This window comes from Desemzia sp. FAM 23990, from assembly GCF_045528485.1.
GTDB lineage: Bacteria > Bacillota > Bacilli > Lactobacillales > Carnobacteriaceae > Desemzia.
Map to the genome: position 1 here is coordinate 100,965 of NZ_JBGQQW010000006.1, position 16,957 is coordinate 117,921.

13 protein-coding genes and 1 tRNA gene are annotated in these 16,957 nt (G+C 37.4%); 2 read left to right on the forward strand and 12 right to left on the reverse strand.

Annotated elements, in window-relative coordinates; all coding sequences use genetic code 11:
* Positions 1 to 120: 120 nt before the first annotated feature.
* The 7 genes from gap to ACEN4I_RS03915 form a co-directional block, all read right to left on the reverse strand.
* A complete protein-coding gene (gap, locus tag ACEN4I_RS03885; protein WP_407095900.1) occupies positions 121 to 1,122 on the reverse strand; it encodes a type I glyceraldehyde-3-phosphate dehydrogenase in 1,002 nt (333 codons plus the stop codon).
* Positions 1,123 to 1,163: 41 nt separating this feature from the next.
* Positions 1,164 to 2,201, reverse strand: coding sequence for a sugar-binding transcriptional regulator (locus ACEN4I_RS03890; protein WP_407095899.1), 1,038 nt, complete (start codon positions 2,199 to 2,201; stop codon positions 1,164 to 1,166).
* Between the two features lie 374 nt (positions 2,202 to 2,575).
* Positions 2,576 to 3,118, reverse strand: a complete 543-nt coding sequence (locus tag ACEN4I_RS03895; protein WP_407095898.1) for a DsbA family protein — start codon at positions 3,116 to 3,118, stop codon at positions 2,576 to 2,578.
* Between the two features lie 128 nt (positions 3,119 to 3,246).
* Positions 3,247 to 3,846, reverse strand: a complete 600-nt coding sequence (gene clpP / locus ACEN4I_RS03900; protein ID WP_407095897.1) for an ATP-dependent Clp endopeptidase proteolytic subunit ClpP — start codon at positions 3,844 to 3,846, stop codon at positions 3,247 to 3,249.
* 296 nt (positions 3,847 to 4,142) lie between these two features.
* A tRNA-Arg gene (locus tag ACEN4I_RS03905) sits at positions 4,143 to 4,214 on the reverse strand.
* Between the two features lie 174 nt (positions 4,215 to 4,388).
* Complete coding sequence (locus ACEN4I_RS03910; RefSeq protein WP_407102198.1) at positions 4,389 to 6,161, reverse strand: ABC transporter ATP-binding protein; 1,773 nt, start codon at positions 6,159 to 6,161, stop codon at positions 4,389 to 4,391.
* 4 nt (positions 6,162 to 6,165) lie between these two features.
* Entirely contained in the window at positions 6,166 to 7,920 is a 1,755-nt protein-coding gene (locus ACEN4I_RS03915) for an ABC transporter ATP-binding protein (protein WP_407095895.1), read from the reverse strand.
* Between the two features lie 354 nt (positions 7,921 to 8,274).
* Here ACEN4I_RS03915 and rpoN point away from each other — a divergent pair, with 354 nt between their 5' ends.
* Complete coding sequence (gene rpoN / locus ACEN4I_RS03920) at positions 8,275 to 9,627, forward strand: RNA polymerase factor sigma-54 (RefSeq protein WP_407095894.1); 1,353 nt, start codon at positions 8,275 to 8,277, stop codon at positions 9,625 to 9,627.
* A 99-nt stretch (positions 9,628 to 9,726) separates the two neighbouring features.
* Here the strand turns inward: rpoN and whiA are convergent, their stop codons facing one another.
* The 3 genes from whiA to rapZ are packed head-to-tail and all read right to left on the reverse strand — an operon-like array spanning position 9,727 to position 12,634.
* On the reverse strand, positions 9,727 to 10,677 hold the full coding sequence (whiA, locus tag ACEN4I_RS03925; RefSeq protein WP_407095893.1) for a DNA-binding protein WhiA: 951 nt from the start codon (positions 10,675 to 10,677) through the stop codon (positions 9,727 to 9,729).
* 29 nt (positions 10,678 to 10,706) lie between these two features.
* On the reverse strand, positions 10,707 to 11,747 hold the full coding sequence (gene yvcK, locus ACEN4I_RS03930; RefSeq protein ID WP_407102200.1) for a uridine diphosphate-N-acetylglucosamine-binding protein YvcK: 1,041 nt from the start codon (positions 11,745 to 11,747) through the stop codon (positions 10,707 to 10,709).
* Positions 11,747 to 12,634 (reverse strand): RNase adapter RapZ, encoded by an 888-nt coding sequence (gene rapZ / locus ACEN4I_RS03935; RefSeq protein ID WP_407095892.1) that lies wholly within the window; start codon positions 12,632 to 12,634, stop codon positions 11,747 to 11,749. Before rapZ ends, yvcK begins: the two co-directional genes overlap by 1 nt.
* Positions 12,635 to 12,833: 199 nt before the next feature.
* On the opposite strand from rapZ, the gene lpdA reads away from it, so the two are divergent.
* Positions 12,834 to 14,225 carry a dihydrolipoyl dehydrogenase gene (lpdA, locus tag ACEN4I_RS03940; RefSeq protein ID WP_407102202.1) on the forward strand — a complete coding sequence of 464 codons (1,392 nt, stop codon included), beginning with the start codon at positions 12,834 to 12,836 and terminating at the stop codon, positions 14,223 to 14,225.
* Positions 14,226 to 14,566: 341 nt separating this feature from the next.
* On the opposite strand, the gene ACEN4I_RS03945 is transcribed toward lpdA, so the two are convergent.
* Positions 14,567 to 16,294, reverse strand: a complete 1,728-nt coding sequence (locus ACEN4I_RS03945; protein ID WP_407102203.1) for a phospho-sugar mutase — start codon at positions 16,292 to 16,294, stop codon at positions 14,567 to 14,569.
* Between the two features lie 63 nt (positions 16,295 to 16,357).
* A complete protein-coding gene (locus ACEN4I_RS03950; RefSeq protein WP_407102205.1) occupies positions 16,358 to 16,795 on the reverse strand; it encodes a M20/M25/M40 family metallo-hydrolase in 438 nt (145 codons plus the stop codon).
* Between the last annotated feature and the right edge of the window lie 162 nt (positions 16,796 to 16,957).

Genomic DNA, 16,957 nt, shown 5'->3' on the forward strand with positions numbered 1-16,957 from the left:
AAAATCCTCCTTAGTATCCCTTACTAAATGCTTTAACAATTAAAAAAGCGGAGAAGCGCGTCGCTTCCCCGCTTATCATTGTAAATTTATACTCCTAACAAGAAATTGCTATTCGTTAAATTACAGTTTTGCAAAGTATTCTAAAGTACGAATCAATTGTGAAGTGTATGACATTTCATTGTCATACCAAGCAACAGTTTTAACGATTTGTTTGTCACCAACAGTGATAACTTTCGTTTGAGTTGCATCGTATAATGAACCAAATGACATTCCTAAGATATCAGAAGAAACAATTGCATCTTCAGTATATCCGTAAGATTCGTTAGCTGCTGCTTTCATTGCTGCGTCTACTTCTTCAGCAGTAACTGATTTTTTCAATACAGTTTGTAATTCAGTTAATGAACCTGCTGCAACTGGAACACGTTGTGCAGCTCCATCTAATTTACCTTTTAATTCTGGTAATACTTCACCAATTGCTTTAGCAGCACCAGTTGTATTAGGGATAATGTTAGCTGCTGCAGCACGAGCACGACGGAAGTCGCCTTTTGGATGTGGAGCATCTAATGTATTTTGGTCACCTGTGTAAGCGTGGATAGTTGTCATTAATCCTAATTCAATACCAAATTTGTCATTTAGTACTTGAGCCATAGGAGCTAAACAGTTAGTAGTACAAGAAGCACCTGAAATAACTGTTTCAGAACCGTCAAGAGTTTCGTGGTTTACATTGTAAACGATTGTTTTCATGTCACCAGTTGCTGGTGCAGAGATAACAACTTTTTTAGCTCCTGCTTTGATGTGTAATTCAGCTTTTTCTTGAGTAGTGAAGAAACCAGTACATTCTAATACGATTTCTACTCCAAGTTCGCCCCATGGAAGTTCTTCTGGGTTACGGTTGCTTAATACTTTAACGTCTTTACCATTTACTGTAAATGCGCCATCTTTAACTTCAACGTCTCCATTGAAACGTCCTTGAGTTGTATCATATTTTAATAAGTGAGCTAACATTTTTGGATCTGTTAAGTCGTTTACCGCAACTACTTCAATACCTTCTAATTCTTGAATACGACGGAATGCTAGACGACCAATACGTCCGAAACCATTAATACCTACTTTTACTGACATAACAAGATTTCCTCCTTTAGAAAATCGAAAATTTATTTATTTTAAAGGGTAATCCCTTTTAAAATCTGGTTTGCAGCACCTTCATCAGTGATTAGCCAAGTTTGCGAGGGTGCGTTTTTCATATAAGCTTTGATCGCTTCAGCTTTCGATTCTCCAGCCGCCACAATAATCGCACTAGGTACGGTCGTTAACTTGCTGGATTGCATACCGATGCGTGGGATTTTATACACCACTTCACCTTCAGCATTGTAAAATTCTCCGAAAGATTCAGCAACTGCTGCTTTTTCTTTAAGAAGCGCGAGTGTCTCATCATCAAGTCCTCGTCGCTTTGCCATATGTCCTGCGTCTCCTATACTATAGATTACACAATTTGCCAGTTTTATCAAATCTAACGTCTTCTTCACGCTGGGTTCTTGCAATAAAAACTCATACGTTTCTTTGCCGACTTGTTCTGGTACATACAGAGCTTGATTTTTGCCTCCTGTGACTTCAGCAAGTCTTGCACTGATTGAGTTTGCTTGTATATCTACAGACTCTCCCAGCCCGCCTCTCGCAGGCACAAAAAACAATTCTCGATTTTTAGAAAGACTTTCATCAATGCGGTTGGCTACTGCCGCCATTGTTGTTCCACCCATCACGGCAATAATATTTTTGCCTTCTGGTAATAGAAAATCCAATGTTTCAAAAGTCGCTCTACTCAAATCAGCAATAACCTTTGACTGACTGTCAAGGTCACCTGACACAATAACGCATTGCTCAATTTGGAAGTAAATCGCTAGATTTTTTTCCTTATCGCGCATGCCTAATTTTTGTCCCATTAAGTGATCTAGTGATCGATACGTTTCTTCTCCATAAGGAGTAAGCAACATTCCTGATTTTGTAGAAAGTAAAAGACGTTGTTTTTTCAACACTTCCACTTCCGTACGTAAACTTCTTTCAGATATACTTATTTTGTCAGCGAGCACTCGTCTTCCGATTGGTCCTAACAAATAGATATTCCTCAAAATTCGGTGTCTCTCTTTTAGAGTGTCTATTACGTCAGGAGCTACTTTTTCTATAACAGACAAAACCTCTTCCATGAGCCACCTCTTTCTAAGTGGGTCGTTTTTCGTCCACGTCAGCCGTTTAGCGACCCTCTATATCAAAAAAAACAAAGAGATTAAAATGCATAAAGACATTTGATTTTAAATCATGCTCTTCATTCTACATTTTACAGAACTTCCCCCGTCTGTTTTATCTCTTACAGTTGTATTCTACCAATTCTTGGGACAACATGCAACCTATTAATTCAAGAATCTCTCATTACTGAGTTAATTCGATATGGGTAGTCCTTTTGACAAACCTTAGACATAAAGAAGCGGTTTTTACCACTTCATTCTTTATGTCCAGGAGTGTAAAAAGAACCGTTTCTCAGTCCTTTTTGACAAATGTGTTACTTATTTACGGCTGAGTTTCAAGAGTTCTTTTTGGCGTATTCTAAATCAATCAACTCTTTTAATTCCACAGGAGTGATATGCTCATCGAAGACATGGTCTCCAATGAATACGGATGGAACAAATACTACATTAGCATCGTCAGCTTCCTGAATGATGCCATTGATTTCAATTTCATTAGGTTGGTGAGTCAATCCGCGTTTTTCAACCACATATTCTGCCACTTGATCTAAATCGGCTAGATTTCCCCATTCATCTTGATGAGCAAGAAAGTAATCTATTTCAATCAATGCATCTTCCGGATTTTTGTAGTCCAGATAATGATGAACGACATTCCCTTTTTTCAAACTGGGTTTTTCTTTATCAAATAATTTAATGATGCGTTGGACTTTTCCTTCGTGCACATAGTCAGTCAATACATCTTTAGAATCAACATACCATTTTTTGCAGTACGGGCAACGCAAATTAATAAATTCGATCACTTTAACTGGTGCACTTTCTTTACCAATTTTAAATCCATAAGTTGTATTGACTTTATCTGCTTTGATCTTGCTAATATCCATCATATTACCTCCTATTAGTGATACTTAATAGTATACTTGGAATCCGAGCAAATGAAAAACATTCTTTTTACAATGGAAAAGGAGACCACTCTCCAATTTAATGGAAAAGGTCTCCTTTGTTCACTAATCTATTTACCTGGTAGTTCTGCGTTATTTTCCATTACTTCATCGATCAGACCATATGCTTTTGCATCTTCTGCAGACATATAGTTATCACGATCTGTATCACGTTCAATAACTTCAATGGGTTGTCCAGTTCTGTCAGATAAAATTTTATTTAAACGTTCACGTGTTTTTAAGATGTGGCGAGCAGCAATTTCAATTTCAGTTGCTTGTCCTTGTGCTCCGCCTAATGGTTGGTGAATCATAATTTCTGCATTCGGCAATGCAAAACGTTTGCCTTTTGCTCCAGCTGTTAATAGGAAACTTCCCATTGAAGCAGCCATTCCCATTGCAATCGTTTGAACATCAGATTTAATAAAGTTCATCGTGTCATAAATAGCAAAGCCGGCTGTCACACTACCACCAGGAGAGTTGATGTAAATATAGATATCTTTCTCTGGGTCTTGTGCATCTAAAAAGAGCAATTGTGCAATAACTGAATTAGCTACATCGTCATCAATTTGTCCGCTTAACATGATAATACGGTCTTTTAATAAACGTGAGTAAATATCGTAGGCGCGTTCACCTCTTGATGATTGTTCAATAACTGTAGGTACTAAGTTCATGAAGTATTCCTCCTCTAATTTGTTTCCTAATGATTGTATCATACTCATTCTAAAGAATCAGTTTCAATGAGTTTCTACCCTTATTTTACTCTTTTGGTCAATAAAGGTCAAACTTTTTATTGTCTTTTTGTCTTATTTCTCACTTTTTTTATATCTGTTTTTGATTATACAGGTAAAAGGAGCCAGGATAAAACCCTGACCCCTTTATCAATGTATATTAGAGCGGATTAATTCGTACTCTCTAGACGTGTTGCTCCACGCTCTTCTTTAGACTCGTTGCTCCACGCTCTTTTTAATGTCTCCTGAGGGAATCGAACCCCCATCTCAAGAACCGGAATCTTACGTGATATCCATTACACTAAGGAGACAGGATGACAACTACTTAATATTATCTAATATCAGCCTAAAACACAAGCCAAAATTTGCAAATAGGCTCATATTTCGCTCAAACAAGTTTCTTTAATTCTAATTTCAACTCTGAGTACCATAGAGAAAAAGCCGCTCTCTATAAATAGAAAGCGACTCAAAGTAGATTAAACAGTCTAATTATTTTCTTGGAAAGTTTGAAGTTGGTACATATCATGATAAACCCCTTGTTGATCAATCAATGATTCATGATTTCCTTCTTCAATAATTTCTCCATGTCGTAACACATAGATTTTATCTGCATCTCGAATTGTCGATAAGCGATGGGCAATAATAATGGTTGTACGGCCGCGACGCATATTTTCTAACCCTTTTTGGATTTTCTTTTCTGTTTCGGTATCGATATTTGCGGTAGCTTCATCTAAAATCAATATTTTAGGGTTTCGCAAAATGGTACGGGCAAAACTGATCAATTGTTTTTCACCTGTTGAGAATGTAGCTCCACCTTCAATAACTTTTGCGTGGTAACCACCATCGAGTTCTTCAATAAAGCTGTCTGCATTTACAAACTCAGCGGCTTGACGGATCTCTTCATCAGAATAATTCCCATGCAGCCGGATATTGTCAGCAATATCGCCATAAAACATAAAACTATCTTGTAAAACCAATCCCATTTGTTCACGTAATTTTTCAATCGGAATATCCCGGATGGATTGTCCATCTATCAGCACATCACCTTTAGCGTATTCATAAAAACGCATCAGCACATTAATGATAGAACTCTTTCCTGAACCAGTTTGTCCGACTAAAGCAATAGTTTGACCAGGTTCTGCCGAAATTGAGATATCTTGGAGAACTTCTTTTTCTTGGTCATAAGAAAAGGATAGATCCTGAATAGCAATTTTCCCTTCGGTAACCCTGCCAGTTGCGTCCTCTTCTGCACTGGGGGCCATATCATCACGATCTAATAAACTGACTACCCGTGCTCCTGAAACTAATCCATCTTGAAAAATACTTAAACTATCCAGCATATTTCCAATAGGATGGAAGAACGATTTAGCATATGACGTAAATGCATAAACAATCCCAATATCTACTGCTATACCTTGCAAATGACGCAATCCAAAGATCCACAATACAACAAACAATGCAATAGCTTCAATCAAATTAATGGCCGGCATCAATAACAAAGCATTCATTTTAAACATATTGTTTCTCGCGGCTACATATTGTTGATTTACATCATCAAATTCATTTTTTACTCGTTCTTCTTGATTAAAATGCTGAATAATAGTCATTCCCATAATGGATTCACTCAATTTGGCGTTCAATCGACTCAAAGCTTCTCGCATTCGGCCATAGATCAATGTACTGTATTTTTGGTAAATATAAATCAATACAATCACGATCGGTACAAAGGCCATAAATACCCATGCTAAACGAGCATTTAGACTAAACATCGCTACACCAATGGTTATGGCATTTAAAAAGCCGTCTAAAAAAGTCAAGAATACATTCCAAAATTCTTTAATGGTCTCTGTATCATTGGTGACTCGCGAAACTACTGAACCATTCGGAATTTGGTCAAAATAACGCATCCCTAAATGAACCACTTTATGATAAATTTGGTTTCGCATACTCGCAACTGTTTTCTCGGATGCTATCTTAAAACAATAATCTTTTGCATATACCACAATCATTTTCACTATTACAAAACTAAAGTAAAATAGCGTAATACGAATAGTCGCATCAAGAGCTACTTGATCTACAGCTAAGTATTCATCAATGTAGCGTTGAATCACTACAGGCAAGTAAGCATTTATACTGGAAACAATGACCATTCCAATGATAGCAGCTAAGAACGGCAGCCAAAAAGGTTTTGTAAATGAGAATAAACCAGCTAAAATATGGATTTGTTCTCGTATCGTAAAATTTTTCTTTTGTTCCACTAGTTTATTCCCCTCCTTCTTCCACTTTTTGTTGCAGTTGTTGTTCTTCATACATTCTGCGGTACCAACCCTCATTTTGTAATAATTCGGCATGTTTACCGCGTTCTACGATTTGTCCTTTATCCAAAACAATGATTTCATCCGCGTGCATAATAGAACTGATTCGGTGGGTAGCAATAATAGTCGATTCATTTTTTCGGATCGCACGTAAATTGGCTAAAATTTGTGATTCGGTTTGTGCATCTACTGCCGATAAAGCATCGTCCAAAATCAAAAATTCAGCCTTTGTAGCTAAAGCGCGTGCGATAGCTATCCGTTGCTTTTGTCCACCAGATAGAGAAACTCCGCGTTCTCCAACTTTTGTATCGTATCCTTCTGGAAATTGAGTGATATCTTCATGGATATCTGCCAGTTGAGCAAAATACTCCACCTCTTCTTGAGACAGACCAGGATTTACAAAGCGAATATTTTCTCGAATAGTGGTTGAAAATAAGAACGTATCTTGAGGTACATAACCAATTCCGTTTGCAACAGCATCTAAACGATATTTTTTTAAATCCGCCTGATTGTACGTGATTTGACCTTGATACTGATCATAGTCTCGCATCAGTAATTTGAACAACGTACTTTTTCCTGCACCCGTATGGCCTACAACCCCTAATGTATTTCCACTATCCAAATGAAATTTCGTTCCTTTTAAAACGGGACTTTTCCCTTCCGGATAGGTAAACTCTTGTATATCAAAATCGATGTCTCCCGTTACAGGAGATGGGATCGGATCTTTCGTTTTTTCCAAATGAGAAGCGTAAGAAAGCAAGGTTGTTACACGATTATAGCTAGCGTCCCCACGTTCTAAAGTGTTGGCTACACGACCAACGGCCAGCAAAGGCCACGCCATCATAGATAAATAACTAAAATAAGCGATCAGTTCTCCAATAGTGATTCTGCCGATAGAAATAAAATAAGTTCCAAAAAATAACGTCAACACATAGGTTAACCCAGTGATACCTTCGATTACCGGAGTATACGCAGAATCCACTTTATAAACCTCTTTGTTTTTCGCTACCACATTATCCGTATCTTTTATAAAATCAGCGTAATGATGTTCTTCTTCACCAAATGTCTTGATGACTTTCATACCGCCAACACTCTCTTGTACTTGGTTGTTCATTTGAGAAAAAGATTCCAATGATTTTCGGTAACGCTTATTGATAGCTTTCCCAAGGTGACGAGCAGCAAAGATCAATAAAGGGAACGGTAAGATAGTGGTCAACGTCAATTGCCAGTCGACTAAAAAGAACATACTGAACAACGTGACACTCCCTACGGAAATGGAGTCTGTAATCGATAAGATTCCTCCACCAGCAACAAAGCGAAGAGCTGCTAAGTCATTCGTCGCATGAGCCATTAAATCTCCAGTACGGTATTCATTGAAGAACTGGCTGTCCATCTTAGTAAAATGAGAAAACAAGCGATTACGCATAATGGATTCCAGCAAAGTTGAATTTCCAAAAAGAGCTGTCCTCCATCCATACCGCAAAACATACATGGTAATCGCAAAAATAAGAATTAGTCCAGATTGAATAGCTAGATTTTCCCAAGTCAATGTATTGGCGATCATTTGATCAATGATGTTTCCGATAATCAATGGTGTGATAGCCGATAAAAGCGCACAAATCATCAAAGCAATGATGCCAAATGTATAACTTTTCCACCTCAGTTTAAAAAACCACGATAATTTTTTTAATATTTCAAACACTGTATCTCCCCTTAATAAATAATTTTGTAACGTTTCACAAGATAAGGCAAAAGACACTTTTCAATGCTGAGTAAAATGTCTTTCGTCAAAAACTCCATTACATGGCAGTTTCGTTCCCTTACATGTTTCTTCCTGAAAACAATAGCATAGTTATTTTACCATATCTTATAATCAGCGTCTGTTATAAAATCTTTATTCTAACAAGCAGCTTTCTCTCCTTCTTCCGTTTCTGTGAAAGACTCTCTTTTCAAATATTCGTCACAAAGAAAGATTAAATTTTTTACAGTCATTAATGCTCTTTGCAGAATATGGTATCATTAATAAATAGATGAAACCGTTCCAAGGAGGATAACCATGAGTTTTGAACAAACTTATACACAACAGCAAAAACAAAGCCAAAAGTTAGCTATGACTCAACAATTGCAACAGTCAATTCAAATGCTGAACATGAATCAAGAAGAGTTGGTTTTGTTCTTAAAGCAAAAAGCTTTGGGGAATCCTTTGATTGAAGTCAAAGTAAAACAATCTTCCCCAACTGAAAGACAACATAGTCTTTCCTACAATACTTCATCAGCTCCTACGAACTATAATCCAATTGATCAAGCAGCAGACAGACAAACCTCTTTATTTACTTCTGTCATTGACCAAATCAACTTGACTATGAGAGATACATATCTAAGAGAACTTGTATTGTGGCTGGCGAGCTACTTAGATGAAAATGGCTATCTGACTATTTCGCTAGATGACGCTATAGAAAAAACTGGTGCTGAAGAAATTCAACTGATTGATGCTCTGACATTGTTGCAGCAACTCGAGCCAGCTGGTGTCGGAGCTAGATCTCTACAAGAATGTTTGATGCTGCAAACCGAACGTGATAATGAAGCTCCAAATATGGCTTACCTTATATTGGAAGAATCTTTTGATTTATTCAGTTCTCATAAATGGGGAAAATTGGCTAAACAATATACTGTGCCTTTGTTGACTATTCAAGAAATATCCGATTATGTTCAAACCTTAACCGCACATCCTGGTTCTTCTTACAGCAACCAAGAAAATCAATTTATTCGTCCCGATGTTATCGTAAGACAATTAGATGACCAACTCTCTGTTGTTTCTGCTAAAACTGGCTTACCCATCATCAAATTCCAGAAAGAATATTACCAAGACATGTTGCTGGTTGAAGACAACGATGTTAGGAAGTTTATTAATGAAAAATATGCAGAATACGAGTGGATACAACGTAGTCTGCAACAAAGAGAAGAGACCATTGTGCGCGTGGGTGCAGCCATAGTTGAAAAACAAAAAGAGTTCTTTTTTAAAGAGTCTCATCCTTTAACTCCAATGACCCTGAAAGAGATCGCTCAAGTGTTGGATATCCATGAGTCAACAGTAAGCCGCTCCATAAATGACAAATATTTTCAGACGGATTTCGGCGTTTATGAAATGAGGTCCTTCTTTACTACAGGATTAAAGCAATCTTCATCTTCACTAAATAACGACCTGACAGAACAAGCTATTTCTTCTGAAGAAGTAAAATCTAAAATCAAAAACATGATTGCGGAAGAAAATAAATTAAAACCCTTGTCTGATCAAAAGATTTCCAGTGCACTAGCTGAAGAAGGAATTACCATCTCCAGAAGAACGGTAACCAAATATCGAGAGTCCCTCTCCATACCATCCTCCACAAACAGAAAAAGATACGCATAGAGCGTGGAGCAGGGCGTTTAAAAAACAGCCGTCTCTACACAAAATGAAAAAATTTAAAAAGCTAGCAGAAGGACTGATTTCTTCTACTAGCTCTTTTCTTTAGTTGCTTACACCTATCTGGCTTTTGCTTCGATAACTTTCGGCCATTTCATTTAGCTTTCGTAAACGATGGTTGATACCCGATTTGCTGATTTTTCCACTAGGTACTAAATCACCCAGTTCTTTTAGAGTCACATCTGGATTTTCCACACGCACGATCGCAATCTCTTTTAACTTTTCCGGAAGACTTTCCAAGCCTACCACTTCTTCCAAGAAACGAATGTTTTCTATTTGTTTGCTGGCAGCATCAATCGTTTTATTCATATTGGCATTTTCGCAATTGACTAAACGATTCACAGAATTACGCATATCTCGAACAATACGAATATCTTCAAACTTCAGCATGGCATTCGTAGCACCAATCAGTGCCAAGAAATCAGCGATTTTTTCAGCTTCTTTTAAGTACGTGATATAACCGTTTCTTCTACTAATCGTCCGAGCATTCAGCCCGAATTTATTCATCATCGAACAAATATCATCATTGTGTTCTTCATAATTCGAATAAATCTCTAAATGATACCGACTAGTTTCGGGATTATTCACTGAACCGCCTGCTAAAAAGGCTCCTCTTAAATAAGATTTCGTTTTTTGATTGTTCTCTGAAATCTCTTTACTGACATGTCCTTGATACAACATCCCATCCATGATCGATAAATCTGCTAAAACCTTTTTGGTCCCTTGTTTTAAACGCACAATATAAACATTGTTTTTTTTCAGTTTCATTTTACGTCTCACTAATAGTTCACTCTCGACTTCAAAATGATCTTTCAACAGAACATAAATCCGTCTCGCAATAGCTGCGTTTTCAGATTGAACATTTAAAATAAACTTCTTTTCAACTAAACTGATGCTCCCATTCATCCGAATCAATGCTGCCAACTCAGCTTTTGCATGCTCTCTGTGAACTTCCAACTGCGTGAGTTCCTTTTTTACCTCTGAGGCAAATGACAAACCCTTCCCCTCCTTTCGCTGTTATCTTTTTATAACGTATCTAAATTAGTTTCGTATTTTTTTCCGTAATATTGGATGTCAAAGGATATTTTAAAGAGTTCTTCCACAACTTTATCTTTATCGTGAAACACTCCATTGTCTCTCAGTTCTAAAAAGTTATTTGAAATAATCATGGGTACTTCTTTTTTCAAACCATTAAAATTATGATCTACCTGCACTAAATACTCATCATATTTTTCAGTATCGATATAATTTTCAGGCACTTCTCCAATATTGACTAAAACTGTATCAATAAATTTTTGGTTCATATGACGATGCAACACTTCAATATGATTGGCATCCGAAAAATTTTCTGTTTCACCAAGCTGAGTCATGATATTGCAAATGTAAACCACATTTGCTTGTGTTTCGACCACTGCTTTTCCTATCTCAGGAATCATCAGATTCGGTAAAATACTGGTGTACAAACTTCCTGGTCCTAAAACAACCATATCTGCGTCCATGATAGCTGAAACTACTTTGCGAGCTGCTTTTACTTCTCTCGACCCGTCCAGCTTTGTCACATACACATGATCAATGAGTTTGCGGTGCTTTGCAATTGAAGATTCGCCACTCTCTTGAGTTCCATCTTCAAATACAGCATGCAATTCTAAAGGCTCTTCAGCTGCTGGATAAACATGCCCATCAATCATCATCATTTTTCCTAATACTTGAATGGCTTCATAAATATTGCCTTTCATTTCAGCCATAGCTGAAATGATGAGATTCCCGATAGAATGTCCAGCTAGCGATTGGTCATTCACAGCAAAACGGTATTGAAAAATTTCTTTTTGCATCGCTGGGATATCTGAAAGAGACACTAATACGTTTCGAATGTCTCCAGGAGGAACAGCATTTACTTGTCGGCGCAAGTCGCCGCTGCTCCCTCCATCATCTGCCACTGTAACGATTGCAGTTACGTCTGAATTTTTTGCCCTAAGCCCTGCCAGTACAACCGGAAGTCCAGTTCCACCACCGATAACGACTATTTTCGGCTTTCTATTTTTCTTCTTGTTTGTTTTTTCATTCATCATGATCGATTCACTGACTCCTTGGTCTTTTCATAATCGCGATGTGTAATATGAACTGGGTACCCATCTGACTGTATTTTTGCTGCTATACGTTCTGTCAAGGCCACAGAACGGTGTTTTCCGCCTGTACAGCCAATCGCGATCGTCACGCTGCTTTTACCTTCTTTTTTATAACCTGGCAATACATATTCTAGTAAATCTGTAAATTTACGGTAAAAGACTTCAGTTTCCGGTTGTTGCATTACATAATCATATACTGCTTTATCTTTTCCGGTCAGTGGACGCAAATCATTGATATAATGAGGGTTCGGTAAGAATCGAACATCCATCACGACATCTGCATCAATTGGTAAACCGTACTTGAATCCAAAAGAAACCATCTCTACACGAAAAGTTGTTGTTTCTGCTGTGTGAAATTCGTTTAGGATCTTAGTTCTGAGTTGACGTGGTGTCAACTCGGATGTATCAATCACTAACTGTGCTCTTCCTTTTATAGCTTCAAGCATGTCTCTTTCTCTTTTTATACCATCCATTACTCGTCCGCCATTAGCTAATGGGTGAGTTCTCCGAGTTTCTTTGTATCTAGACACTAACTGAGTATCATTAGCATCTAAGTACAACACTTTTGTGGTGATAAAAGAAGTATTGTCTAAACTTTCTAGAGCTGGAACTAATTCGTCGAAAAAAGCACTCGATCTTAAATCAATAACAAGTGCAATTTTGTTTAGTTTGCCTGATTCCTTCACTAACTCCCAAAATTTTGGCAGTAGACTGGGTGGCATGTTGTCCACACAAAAATAACCCATATCTTCAAAACTTTGCATAGCTACGGTTTTCCCCGCTCCGCTCATACCAGTGATGATCACTATGTTCAAACTTTCAACCATATTATTCGCCTCTTTCTCTTTTTCGTCCCCTAATATCCATCACTATATTATAACATTCCGGGCGTGTCATGTATAGCGTCCCTCATCTATTTTTAAGAAATAAGAACTATCCTTTGTTTTTTAGTCAAATTTAGAGTAAATTACTATATGGGAGAATAGTTGTGTGAAATATAAAACAATAAGAAAAGAGTGATTTATTATGAGCAAAAAGGAAACTGTCATTATTGGCTCCGGTCCAGGAGGATACGTATCCGCGATACGAGCGGCACAGTTGGGGCAAAAAGTCACCATTATTGAAAAACAATACATTGGTGGAACTTGTTTGAATGTAGGGTGTATTCCTTCAAAAGCACTCATTACCGCTGCGCATGCATTTCACAATGCAACAAATTCTGAGATATTTGGTGTACAAACAGAAAGTGCTCAGATTGATTTAGAAAAAACACAAGACTGGAAAGAAAATACAGTTGTAAAACGTTTGACTGGTGGAGTAGAAGCTTTATTAAGAAAAAACAAGGTGGAAATCATCAGAGGTACTGCAAGTTTTAAAGACAGCAATCATTTGATTGTTGAAAAAGCAGACGGTACAGAAGAAATTGAATTCACAAACGCTGTTATTTCTACAGGTACAACTGCCATCGCATTAGATGAAGTTCCTTTTGGCGATAAAGTCGTAGATACAACTGGAGGAATGGCTCTGAGAAAAGCACCTGAATCACTTGTGATTATTGGTGGCGGTTATGTTGGAACACAATTAGCTGGAGCTTTCAGCAACTTAGGTGTAAAAGTAACCATTTTAGAAAAAGAGTCTCACGTTGTACATTTCTTTGATGAAGACATGTCTAAAATGGTTGAAAAAAATTATGCTAGTAAAGGTATTGAAATCATTACAAACGCAAACATCAAAAGAACTACCGAATCAGCTGATGATGTGACGATCACTTATGAAAAAAATGGTAAAGAAGAATCTGTTACAGCAAGTGTTGCGCTTGTATCTGCTGGAAGAAAACCTTATACGAAAGGTTTGAACTTAGAAAGTGTCGGCGTTGAAATGCACGAAAACGGTCGTATCAAAGTCAGCGAAACGTTACAAACTTCAGTTAGCGGAATTTATGCTATCGGAGACGTAGCTCCTGGTCCTGCATTTGCTCACAAAGCAAGTTATGAAGGAAAAGTTGTTGCAGAAGTAATTTCAGGTCAAAATCCTGCTTTAGAAGAAGAAGTTCTTCCTATCGCGGTTTATACAGAACCTGAGATGGCCACTGTAGGGATGTCAGCTACTGAAGCTAAAAAATCTGATCGAAACTTAAAAATCAGCAAATTTCCTCTTGCAGGAAATGGCCGTGCATTATCTTTGAACCAAACAGAAGGTTTTGTTCGTTTAATTACTGATGAAGATAACGATCATACTCTTGTGGGAGCACAGATTGTTGGTGTTGGGGCTCCCGACATTATCAGTGAAGTAGGCTTTGCAATTAAAAACGGCATGAATGCTGATGATATCTCGTTGACGATTCATGCTCACCCTTCACTTGCCGAGTCTATTATGGATGCATCTGAGTTAGCTTTAGGTATGCCTATCCATATGTAATTTCTAAAGAAAGGACTTGGGTCATCCTTTTTTAACCATACCAGTTTTTAAAACTTGAATGGATAGCATCGCTAATCTTGTTAAGTGTTATTTTTAACAGGTCTAGTGATGCTCTTTTTAACCCGCTTTCCTTTACTTCAAGTCTTTTTAAGATCTATTTTATTTCAAATCAACTGCTTGAATCTGAATTAGAATTCTAATTGCTCATATTTATTCATGGTACTTTTATTAAAGTGTTTACTCCTACGGATTGTCCCTAATAACAATTGCATAAAAATCTATAAACAAACAGGAGTGAGGATAAAGATACCCTCACTCCTGTTTGTTTATAGATCAATAAATCAATCTTCCACTAATTCATTGATAGCTTTTTCAAATCCAGCTACTTTTTCAGCTGCCTGAGCATTAGAATCAGCTTTTGCTCCAATATAAAATTTGATTTTCGGCTCGGTCCCTGATGGACGAATGGCAATCCAACTACCATCTTCCATAGTGTATTTCAATACATCTGCTGGCGGCATTTCAATTGTTTCGTTGGATCCATCTTCCATTGTTTTGGTGCTGGTTTTAAAATCTTCGACAGTAGCCACTTTGATTGCATTAAACTCAGTAGGAGCTTGCTCTCTAAATTTAGACATCAAAGCTTTGATTTTTTCAGAACCTTCAATACCAGCCATTTTTACAGAAATGGTTTTTTCATTGAAGTAACCATAAGTCGCATATAATTCTTGCAACCCATCGTAAAGGGTTTGTCCTTTTTCTTTATAATAAGCAGCTACTTCAGCAATCAACACCAGCGCTTGAATAGCATCTTTATCACGAACAAAAGATTTAACAAGGTAGCCATAGCTCTCTTCAAATCCAAACAAAAATGTATGACTGTTATCCGCTTCGTATTGCTCGATTTTTTCAGCGATAAACTTAAAGCCAGTCAATACATCGACCATTTCTACGCCAAAACTTTCTGCAATCACAGTTGGCAGTTCGCTGGAAACAATGGATTTTAAAACAGCCCCATTTGAAGGCAATGTTCCATTATTTTTTTGAGCAGTCAGCAAATAATGCAGCATCAAACTGGCAATCTGGTTCCCAGTCAATACTTCATAATCGCCTTCAGCAGTTTTTACCGCAATTCCTAAACGGTCAGCGTCGGGATCAGTTGCTACTAAAACATCTGCTTCAATCTCTTTTCCTAATTTGATGGCATATTCAAAAGCTCCCGGTTCCTCTGGATTAGGAGATTTAACCGTCGTGAAGTCAGGATCAGCTTCTGCTTGCTCAGGCACTAAAGTGATTCCTGTAAACCCAGCATCAGCTAACGCACGTTCACCCAACATTTTTCCAGTACCGTGTAATGGCGTATAGACCAATTTCATGTCGCTGCCGATTTTTTGAATCATTTCTGAGTTTACAGTAACTCCTTTCACATGATCTAAATAAACTTTATCTACATCTTCGCCAATCATTGTCAAAAGACCTTTTTCTTTCAATGCCTCTTGTGAAAGTACTTCTAATCCTAAGCTGTTTTCTACACTGCGGACAAGGGTAGTCAATGCATCTGCATCTTTAGGTGGCATTTGGCCTCCATCTTCGCCATACACTTTGTAGCCGTTGTATTCGGGTGGGTTGTGGCTAGCAGTAATCATGATACCAGCAAATGCATTCAAATGACGCACTGCAAAAGACAGCTCTGGAGTTGGTCGCAAGCTTTCAAATACATAACTTGGAATCCCATGGACTCCCAAGGTTTTAGCAGCTTCCATAGCAAATTCTGGTGATTGGTGTCTAGAGTCGTAGGCAATGGCTACTCCGCGTCTAACAGCTTCTTCACCGTTCTGTTCTATAAATAAGGCTAAACCTTCTGTAGCTTGACGAATGGTGTATTGGTTCATACGGTTGATTCCCACACCGATGACACCGCGCATCCCAGCAGTTCCAAATTCTAATGGCGCATAAAACGCATCTTCTAAAGCAGCATTGTCATCTTTTAAAGATTCCAATTCTTCTTTTAAAGTAGGCTCTAAATTTTTAAATTCGTTCCAAATAGTGTAAGTTTCTTTCCAACTCATCTACATAACCTTCTTTCTGATTTTTTCCTTATGTAAAGGCTTATAATAAAAGTATACCATTATTTAGTCATAAATCCTCTTTTTTCGTATTGAAAAATAAAAAGAGGAGACTACCAAAAAAGTAGACTCCTCTTCCTCTTTATCAAAGAGATTAGTTATTTTTTCGTTCGTCAATCCTAAAATCAACTCTTTATAGATATCAAAAAAGGCAAGATAAACGTCTTTAGCAACATATTCATCTACTTTATGAGCCATTTTTGTTTCACCAGGGCCGAACATCATAAACGGAAAGTCTTTATCTTTACCATGTAATAAGTTTGAACCATCAGTAACACCAGTTGAAGCTTTAATAGAAAGATCTAAATCTAAATATTTTTTCCCAAGTTCTTTAGAAAGATCAATCATTTTAGATTGTCCTGAAGTAAGAACACTAGGCAATGACATAGAGACTTCAACTTCAATTTCCGAACCTTCTTTATTGTATTTATCAGCTGTTGTCACTAGTGTTGCATAAATATAGTCAGAATATTCTGAATTATTATTTTCTTGAAAAAAGTAAAAAAAATCGAATGCTTACGCAAAGGATGACTATTTCCAGAAAATTTTGCTTATTTAGCTGATTCCATTAGCATCCAACAACAACGTTTTATTGTAGTCAATTGG